Genomic DNA, 14,902 nt, shown 5'->3' on the forward strand with positions numbered 1-14,902 from the left:
CTCGTTATGCGGCGCCTATAACTTATTTCATTCGTGCAAAAATAAAGGATGCCTTGGCATCCTTATCGGGTGTTCTTGTGTCGAAGGCTTGAGGGTTTAATTTGCTGTTTCTGGTGATTCTGCGCTTAAGGGGGCATATCTGCTGATCAGTGTGCCAAAGACTGCAGCAAAAATGTACATAAAGATGGAATATACGGCGGCAGGCATGGCGGCAGTCGCGCTGGACATCACAGTGAGTGCAATCGTCATTGCCAGTGTGCTGTTGTGGATGCCGATCTCAAATGCGCAGGCTCTGGCTTGCGCGCTGTTAATGTTGAATATGCGCGGGATGAAATATCCGATGCATAGGCTGCAGATGCAAAAGATTGCAGTGGCGGCGCCAACTTGACCTAAATAGTTCGCAATGTTTTGCCGTTCACTGAAGACTGCGCCAATAATGATTAAGATGAGAAAGATAACGGCAAAAATCCGCAGGGGTTTGTTGAGTTTGTGAGTGAGTGCGGGCGCATAATGGCGGATCAGCATGCCGATGCAAACAGGAATGATGATAATGCCGAATACTTGCAGGATTTTGGAAAACTGCAGGCTGATTTGTTGTCCTTCCTGCATGAAATGCATAATTGAAAAATTGACGATTAAAGGCAAGGTCAGTGCAGCGATGACAGAGTTAATTGCGGTTAACGTAATATTTAATGCTAAATCCCCCTTAAACAGGTAGCTGAATAAATTGGCTGTGCTGCCGCCTGGTGAGGCTGCCAGCAGCATCAGGCCTACTGCCAATAAGGGCTCTAAGGCAAAAACCTTGCAGAGTGCATAAGCAATGCCCACCAGCAGAATGAGTTGGCAGAATAATGCGATCAGTACAGCTTTAGGGTGTTTGGTAACCCGTGCGAAATCTTTAGGCGTGAGTTCTAAGCCAAGGCCAATCATGATGAAGGCCAAGGCTAGCGGCAGCATAATGGTGATGATTCCAGAATCCATCTGTTCACTCCTTGATTAAATTGGCAGTTATTCTCTTTATCCGTGTTGTTTTAAGTGGAAACTAAATTTTTGGCGTATTGGAAGCTGTCATTAAATGATTATTTTTGCGCGTTAGGATAAATCCAAAAAACATAACAAAAACATACATGAAAATTGTGTATACCCCAGCTGGGATTGCAATGGTGGTGTTGGATAGCACGGACAGCGCAATCGTGAGTGAAATCGCAGTGTTGTGAATGCCGATTTCAAATGTGCAGGCACGCGCTTGACGTTCAGGGATTTTGGCAAAATTTGGAATGGAATATCCAAGAAATAGGCTGGTAAAACAGAAAATTCCAGTTGCTAGGCCAACATCGGCAAAATACAGAACGATATTTGATTTCTCCCTGAAAAGCGCATAGAGAAAAATAAAAAATAAAAAGAAAATTGAAATCAGGCGCATTGGCCGGGTCAGCTGATAGCTGAGGGTAGGCACAGCATAGCGGAGGAGCATGCCAATGCTGACGGGGACAAAAATAATTAAAAAGACATGTGCAATTTTTTCAATGGGCATGCCAATGGTTTGGTTGTCACCTAAAAAATAGATAATGGATAAATTCACGATAAATGGCAAAGTGAATGTGCAGATCACAGAGTTGATTGCAGTCAATGTAATATTAAGTGCAACATCGCCTTTATAGATGTAGCTGAAGAGGTTGGCGGTTGGGCCGCCGGGCGATGCAGCGAGCAACATTAAGCCAACGGACAGCAGCGGCGGTAAATTCAGCATTTTGCAGATCAAAAAAGCAATGCCAACAAGTATAATCTGCTGGGTAAAAAGCGCTAAAAAAATAGCCTTGGGATAGCGCCCCACACGCATGAAATCTTTAACTGAAAGCTCTAAGCCTAGGCCCATCATCATGAGAGCCAGCGTGGTCGGCAGGAAAAAAGCAAATAACCCCGAATCCATGGAATATCCTTTTTTGTTTTTGTCCTTCTGTATGTTTTTTGAGTGTAACCAAGTTTTTTAAATTAGCAATAAATAAAAGCGGGTGAAAATTAAACATTTTCTCCCGCTTTTTGAAACAGTTAACATTCGTTAGCTGTTTATGGATAAGTGGTTATTTAGGGCGGGGCGCCATAAAGCCCAGAGCGCATTTACCCTTTACTTCTGTGCCGCCGATTGTGACTGATGCAGCGCCTGAAGCGCTGGAGCAGGTGTTGTATAATTCGGGCTCATCGCCTTTAATCATGGCATGTTTGCCTGAAGCAAAGAATTGAGGCTCGCAAGTGCCGTTCCAGATAATTCCTCGATAGGCAAAGCTTACTGGTGCACCTTGGGATTTGCCTTTACAGACTTGCTGGTATTTTTGAGGATTGTAAACTGTTTCAACTTTATCATTGGCCGAAGCGGCAAATGGCGCCAAACATAAACCGCAGAGAATCGATGACAGAATAAAGTTCTTCTTCATGATTGTTGTCCTTATGTGGTTTCTCATGGGATCATATAAAAGCATAAAAAATAACCAAAATAATGCAATATCGATCAGGTAATTTTTACTTTAAAATTGTTTCATTTTGATGAGTTATGCAATTATGTATAACAAATGATTGCCTCTATGGAGGCGCTGTGATAGCGAATAGCAAGAAAATTGACTTATTCTGTCAACTTATGGCTGAACTTTTGCTATAATCTTTGGTTATCCATTTTTTAATTCTCTCAATACCACTATGCATTATCCTAAAGTTTACGATGTCATTGTTATCGGCGGCGGTCACGCGGGTACAGAAGCGGCGCTTGCTGCGGCACGTATGGGTCGACAGACTTTACTCCTTACTCATAACATTGAGACTTTAGGGCAGATGAGCTGCAACCCAGCCATTGGTGGTATTGGCAAGTCGCACCTTGTGCGTGAAATTGACGCCTTGGGCGGCGCTATGGCATTGGCGGCCGATAAGGGCGGTATTCAATTCCGTATTTTGAACTCACGTAAAGGCGCAGCTGTACGCGCAACACGTGCGCAAGCGGACCGTATCCGTTATAAAGCGGCAATCCGCGAGACTTTAGAAAACCAAGCGAATCTGGATATTTTCCAGCAAGCCGCAGACGACCTCATTGTTGAAGGTGATACCGTAAAAGGTGTGGTAACGCAAATGGGTATCCGCTTTGATGCGAAAACCGTTGTGTTAACCACAGGCACATTCCTTGGCGGTGTAATTCACGTAGGTTTGAACAATGCTTCAGGCGGCCGTGCAGGTGATCCACCTTCAATTTCATTGGCTGCGCGCCTGCGTGAATTGAACTTGCCTGTGGGCCGTTTAAAAACGGGTACACCGCCGCGTATTGATGCGCGTTCTGTAGATTTCTCTGTAATGACACCGCAGCCGGGTGATTTCCCGTCGCCAACCATGTCATTCATGGGTGATGCGTCTATGCATCCTGAGCAGGTAAATTGCTACATTACCCACACCAATGAGCGCACACATGACATTATTCGTGGCGGCTTAGACCGTTCACCAATGTATACAGGTGTAATTGAAGGTGTGGGGCCGCGTTACTGCCCATCAATTGAAGACAAGATTCATAAATTTGCAGATAAAGATTCGCATCAAGTGTTCCTAGAGCCAGAAGGTTTGGATACACATGAGCTTTATCCAAACGGTATTTCAACTTCACTTCCATTTGATGTGCAGTTTGAATTGGTTCGCTCAATCCGTGGTATGGAAAATGCGCACATTTTGCGTCCAGGCTATGCAATTGAATACGATTATTTCAACCCGCAATCTTTGAAATTCTCTTTAGAAACCAAATCGATTAATAACTTGTATTTTGCAGGTCAAATTAACGGTACGACTGGTTATGAAGAAGCGGGTGCGCAAGGCTTGCTTGCAGGTTTGAACGCTGCGCGCCGTGCGTGGGATCAAGAACAATGGACACCTAAGCGTGATGAAGCGTACATGGGGGTATTGGTTGACGACCTGATTACTTTGGGCACTAAAGAACCGTACCGTATGTTTACCTCACGTGCGGAATACCGTTTGATGTTGCGTGAAGACAATGCAGATCAGCGTTTAACTGCTATTGGCCGTGAAATGGGTCTGGTAGATGATGCGCGTTGGGATTCGTTCTGCCAAAAAATGGAAGCGGTAGAAACTGAAAAAGGCCGTTTACAGCATCTATGGGCTGCTCCAAACAATCCATTAGGTAAGAAATTCGTTGAAATGACAGGCGATGATCTGTCTAAAGAAACCAATGCAATTGATTTGTTAAAACGTCCAAATATCAATTTCTCTCAAATTGCTGAATTGACGGGTTCAGAAGTTTCAGCATTTGTTGGTGAGCAAATTGAAATTGCTGTGAAATATGCAGGTTATATTAACCGTCAGCAAGAAGACGTTGCGCAAATGAAGCGTTTGGAAGACACACGTATTCCAGAAGACTTTAATTACGATGTGGTTTCGGGTCTTTCTCGTGAAATTACATTAAAGCTGAATAATGTGCGTCCAGAAACACTTGCTCAGGCAAGCCGTATTCCGGGTGTTACGCCTGCGGCTGTTCAATTGGTGATGATTACGATTCGTAAAAATAACCAAGCGAAAAAATCTGCTTAAAATTTAAAGTTTTATAGAAAAATCCCGCTTGATGCGGGATTTTTTTTGGCTATGATTTAGGGTGTAGAATAAAAATTGAGAAAAATATGGCCTTGAATTATGTAACTGGGGAAGAAATTCGTGCGAATGATGTCGTAATTTGCTTGAATCAAAGTGGAGAGTTCTATCAATTTGACCAGCCTATAATGAAAGTTTGGGAAGTTGCTAAAACCAATGATGGCGAAGTAGTCGGGGTTAATTTAATGCCGCTTTCTGCAGAATCGCCGATGTTGATGCTCAGAGCGTTGAAACGGCCAAATGAACCAGAAGCAACTTCTGAACCTGTACCAATGAAAGATGTACCGGGTTTATATTCGATAACTCGATGGTTCTTGCCTTTGTGTAATGTATCTAAGAGCTTAGGTCTTGTTGAAAGAATTGAGGCTTTTGAGGGATGGCAATCAGGGCATGGAGAATTGATTGCGCGGAGGATTCAACAAAAAGCAGATCAATATCGTGGAATTTATCAATACTGCTTGGCTGATAAAGCATATCAACAGCGTGAGTTTCAAACCTACATTGATCTATTGCGTAAGTCTGCGCAGTCAGGCTATACCCCAGCAATGTGTCAATTGGGACAGCAGTTGTTTATTGGCGGTATCTTAAATAAAAGTTTGGAGGGAAGCTTTAAGTGGTATCGAGAGGCGGCTGTTAAAAAAGACAGTATTGCTTTATACCAGTTGGCGGGCTGTTATGCGCACGGTCATGGTGTTGAGCAGAATTTGGCTAAAAGTCTACAACTGCTGGAGCAGTCTTCTTTAGAAGGATGTTGGGCCGCAACTTTGGGTCTTGCAGGATATTATCGATTTGGTGCTTTGAAATGTTTTTTGGTGCATCCTTCCTATCCGAATTATGGAATAGTCAAAGAACATGTGATTCATCCAGCAAAAGCATTATATCTATATCACCGAATTGCCAGTCAGGCGCCTGAAACGGAAAGAGCTCCCTTAGCAAATGCTTATTATCATTTAGCTTGGATGTATCAGGATGGAATAGGCACTGCACAAGATTATGAGCAAGCAGTCTATTGGTATCAAAAATCTTCTGACCTAGGCAATCCAGTTGCTACAAACAATTTAGCCGATAAATATGAAAATGGCTTGGGTGTGTCTCAAGATCTGGATATGGCTGTTGCACTGTATCAGCAAGTTGCAGGTGAAGTAATAGCTGCTGATTTAAGTTTAGGCAGAATGTATGCTGAGGGCCGAGGTGTAGCACAAGATTTTGATAAAGCAAAAATGCATTTAAATATCGTTATTGATTCGCGTGTTGATGGTATTGCTGAAATGCAGGCGGAAGCCATGGCTTTGTTGTCCTCTTTTGATAACGACAATCCATTGCAAAAAGCCAAGGAAATTTTGAAAAGCCCGAAAAATTATACCATTGAACAAATTGCAGAGCAGGCAAACAAAATTAGCCAATATCTGCAAAATAATGAAATGCCCGAAGTGCAAAAGCTCTTTTTTCAATTGTACCAATTAAAAGCCAATAGGGGTGATCGGGCTGCGCAGTATCAGCTTGGATATTGGTATTTAAATGGCTTTTATACAGACATTAATTATGAAGAGGCGGCTTATTGGATTCAAAAGGCTGCGGATCAAAAAGATCAGTACGCAGAAGCCAAAATTGGTTTTATGTACGAAAAGGGACTTTATTTCAATAAAGATTTAAATGTAGCGAAAAAATGGTATGCGCGATCATTGCGCCGTCCCGCTGAAAGTATTTGGCCTGAATATGTGAATGCTGAGTTAAATCCTGAATATTTAAAGATGTATAACGGGATGAATGAGGATGCGTTGGAGGGCTTGGTTAGAATCGAAGCTAAACAGCCAAAGCGCAGTAAATGGAAGTTCTGGCAGAAATGATCTGAAAATCCAACTATGATTGTTTTTAATTATGGTTGTATAGCTATAAGCTTTAAATTTATTAAGTTTTTGTTTTTTAATGATAAAATTAAATATTAAGACTTAAATGATATTGATATGCAACCTTTTAGTTATAGATTGTGTTAATTATTGCTTATGAGTTCAGCTTTAATCCGACCATTGTAGTGGTGTTTATTGCTGAAGATTCATCTCAAAATGCGCAGGCAGGCCGCGTAGGGCAGCCTGTGTACTACGGATGGAGTTAGGTCATGGCACAAGTACAAACTGGAAAAATGCAAAAATTTTTAACGGTATTTTTGTGTTTCTGGGTCGCATTCTTTGAAGGTTTTGACCTTCAAGCGCCTGGAATCGCGGCAAAAGGAATCGCGGCGACATTTTCATTAGATCAAGTTCAAATGGGCTATGTATTTAGCCTAGGTGTATTTGGCATGCTGTTCGGCGCATTTTTTGGTGGCCGTGTAGCGGATTATTTAGGGCAAAAGAAAGTACTGATGCTTTCAATTGCAATTTTTGGCGTATTCATGTCTTTAACCGCTTTGGCGCCAAGCGTAGAAGTGCTTTATATTGCGCGCTTCTTTACTGGTCTGGGTTTAGGCGCCGCAATGCCAACTATGATTTCAGTAGTGGGTGATGAAGCAACCGAAGCAAACCGAGGTAAGCTTAATAGCTTGATGTACTGCGGCTTGCCGGTCGGTGCAATTTTTGTTGCAGGCTTGGCTATTATCTTTAAAGATATTTCATGGCATACGCTGTTTTTGATTGGCGGTTTAACCCCACTGCTGTTGATTCCGTTCATGGCAATGATCTTAAAAGATAAGCGCACGGAAAAAGTGGAATCAGTAGCAACTGAAGCTGTACCGCCAATGGCACAAGTATTATTTGCAGAAAGCCGCTACAAATATACGCTTCCACTTTGGGTGAGCTTCTTCTTTACTTTGATGGTGAACTACATCTTAATCAGCTGGCTGCCAAACTTGCTTATGGAGCAAGGCTTAGAAAAACCTCAAGCATTTATGATTATGCTGATTTTCCAAGTGGGTGCGGTGATTGGTACGCTTGGCTTAGGTTACCTGCTTGACCGCTTAAAACTATGGCAAATGGCTGTGATCATCTATACAGGTCTATTTATTGCGGTATTGATTCTATTCACTACAAAATCAATTCCATTGCTGATCTTTGCAGGCTTAATTGGCGGTATTTTCTCTACAGGCGGTCAATCTATTCTTTACGGTATTTCACCAATTTTCTACAGCCCAGCAGGTAAAGTTACGGGTGTAGGCAGTGCAATTTCTCTGGGCCGTTTAGGTGCAATGACTGGTCCATTGCTGACAGGCAAAATCTTGGCCTTAGGTTTGGGTACAACCGGTATTTTGGTTGCCAGCGCGCCGGGTATTGTATTGTCAGCGATTGCTGTAGCTGCTTTATCTGCTTATAAGGCGAGCAAGAAATAAGCTGATGTGATTTATTCAGATAAAAAGGAAGCTCAGGCTTCCTTTTTTGCGTTTTAAGATGCGGTTTTACCTGCTGATTCTTTTTAAAGTTTTTTGATACACTACGGCAGTTTTTTTGAAAATGTGATTTTATGGCTTATCAATTGGTTCAGCTTGATATACAGGCAACAGATAATATTCAGTGTCCGCATTGCCGGCAGCAAGTAATTAACTGGGCTGAAGAACAATATGTACAGCCTTGTGAGCATACACTCTTTATTGCTATGGATATTGGCTTTGAATACATTACAGATGAGTTTGAGCAAACTATGCGCCGTACAGTGGATGACCTGCATGCCAATGATGATCAGGTCAGCGTGATTGCGGAATTAACGGCGGCGCAATATCCTGAATTCACGATTTATCAGTCAGATTTGGGGGTTGATGGTTATTCACGCTATATCGGTTTTACTATATAAAATGGTGCTAGACCGTATTGTAAAAAAGCCAGTCATTTGACTGGCCTTTTATGTGAAGCGAAAAGGTATTAACCTTCTAACTCTTCTTCAATATCATCTTCCGTACTGTCCATGCCCAGTTCTTTCAGCTTGCGGGTCAGTGTGTTGCGTCCCCAGCCTAGAAGTTCTGCAGCGTGACGCTTGCGGCCGCGGGTTTGCTGCAGCGCCGCATTAATCAGGGTGCGTTCGAACATTGGCGTGGCAATATCAAGAATTTTCATCTCGCCATTTTTTAGTTTTTGTATTGCCCATAGACCAAGCATTTCATCCCAATGATGGATGGAAACACGGTCAATGGTTTGCGGTGCTTGAGCGCCTTCACCGCTTTGATGAATTGGAATTTGCTTTAATTCAGAAGGTAAATCTTCAGGATACACTTCGCGGCCAGTGATCATGACTGTTAGCCAGCGGCAAGTGTTTTCCAATTGGCGCACATTGCCTTGCCATGGCAATTTCTGCATGTATTCCTGAGTTTCAGGGCGTAAAATTTTAGGGCTGACACCGAGTTCTTTGCCAGCGCGGGCCAAGAAGTGCTGAGCAAGCATTGGGATGTCTTCACTGCGGTGCGCCAGTTTTGGAATGTGAATGCGGATCACATTTAAACGGTGATACAAGTCTTCACGGAAACGGCCTTCGTGCACCAGCTTTTCCAAATCCTGATGCGTTGCTGCCACAATACGCACATCTACCTTTACAGGAATATGTCCGCCTACGCGGTAGAACTCGCCATCGGCCAATACACGCAGCAAGCGCGTTTGCGTTTCAAAAGGCATGTCGCCAATTTCATCCAAAAACAGCGTGCCGCCATTGGCTTGTTCAAAACGGCCTTGGCGTTGAGTGTTGGCGCCTGTAAACGCGCCTTTTTCATGACCAAACAATTCTGTTTCGATCAGGTCTTTAGGAATGGCCGCCATATTCAGCGCAATAAAAGGCTTGCTGCTGCGCGGAGAGTGACGGTGCAGTGCATGCGCGACCAATTCTTTGCCAGTGCCGGATTCGCCATTAATCAATACCGTGATGTGCGATTGAGAGAGGCGGCCAATCGCGCGGAACACTTCCTGCATAGCAGGCGATTCACCGATAATTTCTGTCGATTGAATTGGCGGAGCGGTTTTTGCCGATTCCTGCTGCTGCAGTTTGGCAATATGTAAAATGGCGCGGTTCACTAAAGCCAAAGCTTCGTCAATATCAAACGGCTTAGGCAGGTATTCAAAAGCGCCAGTTTGGTAGCTGGAAACCGCAGATTCTAGATCTGAATGAGCGGTCATAATGATGACGGGCAAATCGGGATAGTTGGCTTTGACTTTGCCAAGGAAGGTTAAGCCATCAATGCCCGGCATACGGATGTCCGTTAGAATCACATCCGGCGCATCTGTACTCAGCTGATCAAGCGCAGATTGGGCTTCTTCAAAACTGGTGACATCAAAACCTTCTTCTTTGAATGTTTTTTCCAGCACCCATCGCATGGCGCGGTCATCATCAATTACCCATATTTTATTTCGCGACATGGTCTGACTCCCAAGGTAAATATAAGCTAAATACTGTTTTTCCAGGAACTGATTGACATTCAATCATTCCGTTATGTTGATGCATAATGTTTTGCGCAATGCTTAATCCTAAGCCTGTTCCTTTTGCGCGGCCTGTCACGAGCGGGTAGAACACTGATTCAAGGATTTCTTCGGGAACACCAGGCCCATTGTCTTCAATGTCAATGCGCACTGCCGAGCGCTGCAGGACGCCATTGATGGTCACAAGGCGCTGAATGCGGGTTCTCAGAACGAGTTCCGGCTGATGATCTATAAAAAATTCTTTATTTTCAGTCATGGCTTGCACGGCATTGACACTGATGTTCAGCATGACTTGAATCAACTGATCGCGGTCCGCCAATACGTCTGGCAGTGACAAGTCGTAGTCACGGGTGATTTTTATCTTCTTTTTGGTTTGATTGACAATCAGCGCGCGTACCCGTTCTAGCGGCTCATGCACATTGACCGGTTCATAGCTTGGCAGCTGGCGCGAACCGAGCATGGTATCGGCTAAATTACGCAGGCGGTCGACTTCGCTGATGATGATATCGGTGAATTCACTGTATTTCGGATCATTCAGGCTGCGCGCTAAAAGCTGTGTGGCGCCGCGGATACCGCCTAAAGGGTTTTTAATTTCATGCGCTACGCCGCGAATCAGCTGGCGGGCAACTTGATGCTGCTGAATCAGGTTTTCTTCTTTTGATATTTTCAGCATGCGGTCAATTTGATTTAACTCAATCAATAGCAGCGGGTGGTAAGGCTTTCCTGAATTCAGCTGTGAAGCGGTATAGTCCACATGAATGTCTTTGAAATTGACATTGATGGTGGCTTCTCGGCGGGTGTAGTGCTGACCGGAGTGCAATGTGTTTTTGAGCGCTTCTTCAGTGTTGAATTCATCATTTGGCATGTGCAGCAGATTCAGCACCGGCATGCCTGAGGCGCGCAGCAGGCTGATATCAAACAGCGCTTCGCATGCAGAGTTAAGATAAAATATGTTCAAATTGCTATCGACCAGTAAAATGGCTGTGGTTAAATTGTCGACCAGCAAGCGGTAATCGATAGCGATAGGATGATCCATTAGCGATGGTTTCCTGTATTAAAATAGCGCAATGGCATCTTCATAAATCGGGCGGTTTAATCTCATAAGGCCTGATATGATGCAAAATACACGCCAACTTTTATAAAAATGACTAAGTTTTGGTGCTTGTTTTGAAAAATGCGCTGAAAGTGGACTGATTTAAAAATGTATAGCGGATTTGGTGAGGACTGTAAATAAATAATGTCCCAAAATGGTGCGCTGAATATTATGTGGGTGAATTTATAGCATTATTTTAGTGCGTGGTGTAAAGAGTGATGATTCTACCTGTTTTTATGATACGAAAAGACATACAATACGCGGATTCTAGTGGAGCGCAGATTCATGAAATCCCCCAAAGTCGGTTTTGTTTCTTTAGGTTGTCCTAAGGCATTGGTAGATTCCGAACGAATTTTAACTCAGTTGAAGACTGAAGGTTATGATGTTGCATCAGATTATGATGGTGCAGATTTAGTTGTTGTAAACACCTGCGGTTTTATTGAATCTGCAGTGCAAGAGTCTTTAGATGCGATTGGCGAAGCCATGAGCTCAAACGGCCGCGTAATTGTGACCGGCTGTTTAGGTAAAGATGAAGACAAAATTCGCCAAATGCACCCAAATGTTTTAAAAGTAACAGGGGCAGCGGCATATCAAGAAGTTATGGAAGCAGTACGTGAGTATGTTCCAGAACCGCCAAAACATAATCCATTTATCGATTTAGTTCCGGATCACGGCATTCGCCTGACGCCAAAACATTATGCATATTTGAAAATATCAGAAGGCTGCAACCACCGCTGCACATTCTGCATTATTCCAAGCATGCGCGGTGATTTGGTGTCACGCCCAGTTGGTTCTGTGCTGAGTGAAGCGCAGGCGCTGAAAAAAGCCGGAGTAAAAGAAGTACTCGTAATCTCCCAAGATACTTCTGCTTATGGCGTAGATACTAAATACAAACTGGATTTTTGGAATGGCCAGCCAGTAAAAACCAAGTTTTACGATATGTGTGAAGCATTGGGTCAGCTGGGTATCTGGGTGCGTTTGCATTATGTCTATCCGTATCCGCATGTGGATGCAGTGATTGATTTGATGGCGCAGGGTAAAATTCTGCCATATTTAGACATTCCTTTTCAACACGCCAGTCCGCGCATTTTAAAATTGATGAAGCGACCAGCTCACAGTGAAAATACATTGGATCGTTTAAAAGTATGGCGTGAAAAATGTCCGGATTTAGTCATCCGTTCTACCTTTGTGGTTGGCTTTCCAGGTGAAACTGAAGAAGATTTCCAAATGCTGCTGGATTGGCTGAAAGAGGCGCAGCTGGACCGTGTGGGCTGCTTTACCTATTCTCCAGTTGAAGGCGCAACAGCCAACGATTTGCCGGATCATGTGCCCGAAGACGTTAAGCAAGAGCGCTATGAACGCTTTATGGAAGTGCAACAGGCTATTTCTGCGGCGAAGCTGCAAAAGCGCATTGGTCAAACCATGACGGTGCTGGTTGATGATTTTGAAGAAGAGTTTCCGGTGGCTGTTGCGCGTTCTTATGCAGATGCGCCAGAAATTGACGGCAATGTTTTTGTCGAAGATATCGATAAATCGCAAATTAAAGCCGGTGATTTGCTGGAAGTTGAAATTACTGATGCAGATGAGTATGACTTGTTTGCCAAGCTGATCCGCATTAAATCTGCTTAAAGCAGTATATACGAATAAAATTTTAGATTAGATATAGGTATTTTAGATGATGGACTCAAAAAAACCGCGTTATGAACGCATTTTGCTGAAATTGTCAGGCGAAGCGCTTGCAGGCAACAAAGAGATGGGTATCGATGCGCAAGTGCTCGATCAAATGTCTTTGGCTATTGCGCATTTAGTCGGTTTGGGCGTTCAAGTGGGTATTGTTGTGGGCGGCGGCAACTTGTACCGCGGCAGTCAGCTGCAGCAAGACGGCTTGGTTGGTCGTGTAACTGGCGACCAAATGGGTATGCTGGCAACAGTGATGAATGGCTTGGCGCTGCGTGACGCTTTAGTCCGCCGCAACATCAAAACCCGTTTGATGTCTGCTTTGCCGATTGGCGCGGTCGTTGAATCATATTCGAGCCGTGATGCGATCCGTCATTTAACTCAGGGTGAAGTGTGTGTGTTTGTTGCAGGTACAGGCAACCCATTCTTTACTACGGATACAGCAGCTTGCCTGCGCGGTATTGAAATTGAAGCGAACTTGATCTTGAAAGCGACAAAAGTTGACGGTGTGTATAACAAAGACCCAAGCAAGTACGATGATGCTGTTAAATATGACACATTAACGTTTGACCAAGTGCTTGATGAAAAGCTGGGTGTAATGGATTTAACCGCAATTTGCTTATGCCGTGATCACAATGTGCCGCTTCAAGTATTTGATATGAATAAGAACGGTTCATTGCTTTCTGTTGTTATGGGCGAAAAAGAGGGTACTCACGTTACCAAATAATGACGTGAGCCTGAAAGCGTTTTATACTGCAAACTATTTTGTAAATTACATCTTTTAAAATTAAGTAAGGAAGATCACATGATTAACGATCTTAAAAAAGACAGCGAAGACCGTATGAATAAGACTTTAGAGTCTTTAGAACATGGTTTTGCTAAAGTACGTACAGGCCGTGCGCACCCATCTATCTTAAATGGTGTGATGGTTCCTTACTATGGTTCAGACGTGCCATTAAACCAAGTAGCGAACGTGGGTGTTGAAGACTCACGCACACTTCTGGTTCAGCCGTTTGAACGCACAATGGTCGCTGCAATTGATAAAGCTATCCGTGAATCAGACTTGGGCCTAAACCCAATTACTGCGGATGCGATCCGAGTGCCAATGGCTGCATTGACTGAGGAAACACGCCGCGATATGCAGAAAGTTGCGCGTAATGAAGCTGAAAATGCTAAAGTTGCAATCCGCAACATCCGCCGTGACGTGCTTGGCGATATCAAAGCATTGTTGAAAGAAAAAGAAATTTCTGAAGATGATGAGCGCCGTGCAAGTGATGACATTCAAAAAATCACGGATAAATTTGTTGCAGAAGTTGATAAGCGTTTAGCTGCTAAAGAAGCTGAATTGTTGAAGGTCTAAGCTTTAATGACTTCAACTGAAGAAACTTCCTGTCTTCCAAAACATGTTGCCATCATCATGGATGGCAACAATCGTTTTGCCAAAAAAAATCAAATGCAGAAAGGCGATGGGCACCGTGAAGGTAAAAGTGTCCTGGATCCAATCGTTGAGCATTGCCGTTCACATCATATTCAAGCTTTAACTGTTTTCGCCTTTTCAAGTGAAAATTGGAATCGGCCTCAGTTTGAAGTCGATTTGCTGATGAAGCTGCTTGAAGAGACCATTCGTGAGCAATTGCCGCGCATGGAAGAATTTAATATCGCTTTGCGTTTTATTGGTGACCGCTCACGGTTGTCAGCGGAGCTTTGTGACTTAATGTTGCATGCCGAAGAAAGTACTGCTAAGTTCACAAGCATGACTTTAACGATCGCGATCAGTTATGGCGGAATGTGGGATATGGCGCAGGCTGCAAAAAAGATTGCGGCAGAAGTCCTCAGTAAAAAAATAGATATTGAAACAATTGATGTAGACCTGTTTGGTCAATATGTCAGCTTGAATGACCTGCCGGCTGTGGATTTGTTAATTCGTACAGGCGGTGATTTTAGGCTTTCAAATTTTCTGTTGTGGCAGGCGGCTTATGCTGAGCTGTACTTTACGGAAACATTGTGGCCTGAATTTACCATTGAAGAATTGGATGATGCCTTTTCTGTCTTTGCAGGGCGCGAACGCCGCTTTGGTAAAACTTCAGAGCAAGTTCAACAAGAGCAACTTGAGAATTAA

The 14,902-nt window shown here is 43.6% G+C and carries 14 protein-coding genes; 9 read left to right on the forward strand and 5 right to left on the reverse strand.

The window, feature by feature from the left end:
- Positions 1-96: 96 nt before the first annotated feature.
- The 3 genes from OKC24_RS02305 to OKC24_RS02315 all read right to left on the reverse strand — a co-directional run bounded on the left by OKC24_RS02305 (position 97) and on the right by OKC24_RS02315 (position 2,432).
- On the reverse strand, positions 97-981 hold the full coding sequence (locus OKC24_RS02305; protein WP_131275867.1) for a bile acid:sodium symporter family protein: 885 nt from the start codon (positions 979-981) through the stop codon (positions 97-99).
- A 61-nt stretch (positions 982-1,042) separates the two neighbouring features.
- Positions 1,043-1,930: a bile acid:sodium symporter family protein gene (locus tag OKC24_RS02310; protein WP_131275866.1), complete on the reverse strand. Its 888-nt coding sequence runs from the start codon at positions 1,928-1,930 to the stop codon at positions 1,043-1,045.
- A 151-nt stretch (positions 1,931-2,081) separates the two neighbouring features.
- On the reverse strand, positions 2,082-2,432 hold the full coding sequence (locus OKC24_RS02315; protein WP_005010388.1) for a hypothetical protein: 351 nt from the start codon (positions 2,430-2,432) through the stop codon (positions 2,082-2,084).
- A gap of 259 nt (positions 2,433-2,691) precedes the next feature.
- Between OKC24_RS02315 and mnmG the strand changes: the two genes are divergently transcribed.
- From mnmG to OKC24_RS02340, 5 genes are all read left to right on the forward strand, one after another.
- Entirely contained in the window at positions 2,692-4,572 is a 1,881-nt protein-coding gene (gene mnmG, locus OKC24_RS02320) for a tRNA uridine-5-carboxymethylaminomethyl(34) synthesis enzyme MnmG (RefSeq protein ID WP_130144686.1), read from the forward strand.
- Between the two features lie 86 nt (positions 4,573-4,658).
- Complete coding sequence (locus OKC24_RS02325) at positions 4,659-6,476, forward strand: tetratricopeptide repeat protein (protein ID WP_130144688.1); 1,818 nt, start codon at positions 4,659-4,661, stop codon at positions 6,474-6,476.
- A 140-nt stretch (positions 6,477-6,616) separates the two neighbouring features.
- Positions 6,617-6,742 carry a hypothetical protein gene (locus OKC24_RS02330; protein WP_265464712.1) on the forward strand — a complete coding sequence of 42 codons (126 nt, stop codon included), beginning with the start codon at positions 6,617-6,619 and terminating at the stop codon, positions 6,740-6,742.
- Positions 6,743-6,745: 3 nt separating this feature from the next.
- Positions 6,746-7,948, forward strand: a complete 1,203-nt coding sequence (mhpT, locus tag OKC24_RS02335; protein WP_130144690.1) for a 3-(3-hydroxy-phenyl)propionate transporter MhpT — start codon at positions 6,746-6,748, stop codon at positions 7,946-7,948.
- A 131-nt stretch (positions 7,949-8,079) separates the two neighbouring features.
- Complete coding sequence (locus OKC24_RS02340) at positions 8,080-8,406, forward strand: hypothetical protein (protein WP_130144692.1); 327 nt, start codon at positions 8,080-8,082, stop codon at positions 8,404-8,406.
- 68 nt (positions 8,407-8,474) lie between these two features.
- Here the strand turns inward: OKC24_RS02340 and glnG are convergent, their stop codons facing one another.
- Both glnG and glnL read right to left on the reverse strand, forming a co-directional pair.
- On the reverse strand, positions 8,475-9,953 hold the full coding sequence (gene glnG, locus OKC24_RS02345) for a nitrogen regulation protein NR(I) (RefSeq protein ID WP_130144694.1): 1,479 nt from the start codon (positions 9,951-9,953) through the stop codon (positions 8,475-8,477).
- Complete coding sequence (gene glnL, locus OKC24_RS02350; protein WP_005010370.1) at positions 9,940-11,049, reverse strand: nitrogen regulation protein NR(II); 1,110 nt, start codon at positions 11,047-11,049, stop codon at positions 9,940-9,942. The genes glnG and glnL overlap by 14 nt, the downstream gene beginning before the upstream one ends.
- 342 nt (positions 11,050-11,391) lie before the next feature.
- Here glnL and rimO point away from each other — a divergent pair, with 342 nt between their 5' ends.
- From rimO to uppS, 4 genes are all read left to right on the forward strand, one after another.
- Positions 11,392-12,735, forward strand: a complete 1,344-nt coding sequence (gene rimO / locus OKC24_RS02355; RefSeq protein ID WP_130144696.1) for a 30S ribosomal protein S12 methylthiotransferase RimO — start codon at positions 11,392-11,394, stop codon at positions 12,733-12,735.
- Between the two features lie 46 nt (positions 12,736-12,781).
- Positions 12,782-13,510: a UMP kinase gene (pyrH, locus tag OKC24_RS02360; RefSeq protein WP_005010368.1), complete on the forward strand. Its 729-nt coding sequence runs from the start codon at positions 12,782-12,784 to the stop codon at positions 13,508-13,510.
- Positions 13,511-13,588: 78 nt separating this feature from the next.
- The gene (frr, locus tag OKC24_RS02365) at positions 13,589-14,143 is read left to right on the forward strand and encodes a ribosome recycling factor (RefSeq protein WP_005010367.1); all 555 of its coding nucleotides are present in this window, start codon (positions 13,589-13,591) and stop codon (positions 14,141-14,143) included.
- Positions 14,144-14,149: 6 nt separating this feature from the next.
- On the forward strand, positions 14,150-14,902 hold the full coding sequence (uppS, locus tag OKC24_RS02370; RefSeq protein ID WP_130144698.1) for a polyprenyl diphosphate synthase: 753 nt from the start codon (positions 14,150-14,152) through the stop codon (positions 14,900-14,902).

Source organism: Acinetobacter entericus (assembly GCF_026168575.1).
Taxonomy (GTDB): Bacteria; Pseudomonadota; Gammaproteobacteria; order Pseudomonadales; family Moraxellaceae; genus Acinetobacter; species Acinetobacter bouvetii.

Excerpts from the sequence above, each read along its gene's own strand:
- OKC24_RS02325 (WP_130144688.1), top strand. The coding sequence starts at position 4,659 with ATGGCCTTGAATTATGTAACTGGGGAAGAAATTCGTGCGAATGATGTC.
- OKC24_RS02305 (WP_131275867.1), bottom strand. The coding sequence starts at position 981 with ATGGATTCTGGAATCATCACCATTATGCTGCCGCTAGCCTTGGCCTTC.
- mnmG (WP_130144686.1), top strand. The coding sequence starts at position 2,692 with ATGCATTATCCTAAAGTTTACGATGTCATTGTTATCGGCGGCGGTCAC.
- pyrH (WP_005010368.1), top strand. The coding sequence starts at position 12,782 with ATGATGGACTCAAAAAAACCGCGTTATGAACGCATTTTGCTGAAATTG.
- mhpT (WP_130144690.1), top strand. The coding sequence starts at position 6,746 with ATGGCACAAGTACAAACTGGAAAAATGCAAAAATTTTTAACGGTATTT.
- glnG (WP_130144694.1), bottom strand. The coding sequence starts at position 9,953 with ATGTCGCGAAATAAAATATGGGTAATTGATGATGACCGCGCCATGCGA.
- OKC24_RS02310 (WP_131275866.1), bottom strand. The coding sequence starts at position 1,930 with ATGGATTCGGGGTTATTTGCTTTTTTCCTGCCGACCACGCTGGCTCTC.
- glnL (WP_005010370.1), bottom strand. The coding sequence starts at position 11,049 with ATGGATCATCCTATCGCTATCGATTACCGCTTGCTGGTCGACAATTTA.
- OKC24_RS02315 (WP_005010388.1), bottom strand. The coding sequence starts at position 2,432 with ATGAAGAAGAACTTTATTCTGTCATCGATTCTCTGCGGTTTATGTTTG.
- uppS (WP_130144698.1), top strand. The coding sequence starts at position 14,150 with ATGACTTCAACTGAAGAAACTTCCTGTCTTCCAAAACATGTTGCCATC.
- rimO (WP_130144696.1), top strand. The coding sequence starts at position 11,392 with ATGAAATCCCCCAAAGTCGGTTTTGTTTCTTTAGGTTGTCCTAAGGCA.
- OKC24_RS02340 (WP_130144692.1), top strand. The coding sequence starts at position 8,080 with ATGGCTTATCAATTGGTTCAGCTTGATATACAGGCAACAGATAATATT.
- frr (WP_005010367.1), top strand. The coding sequence starts at position 13,589 with ATGATTAACGATCTTAAAAAAGACAGCGAAGACCGTATGAATAAGACT.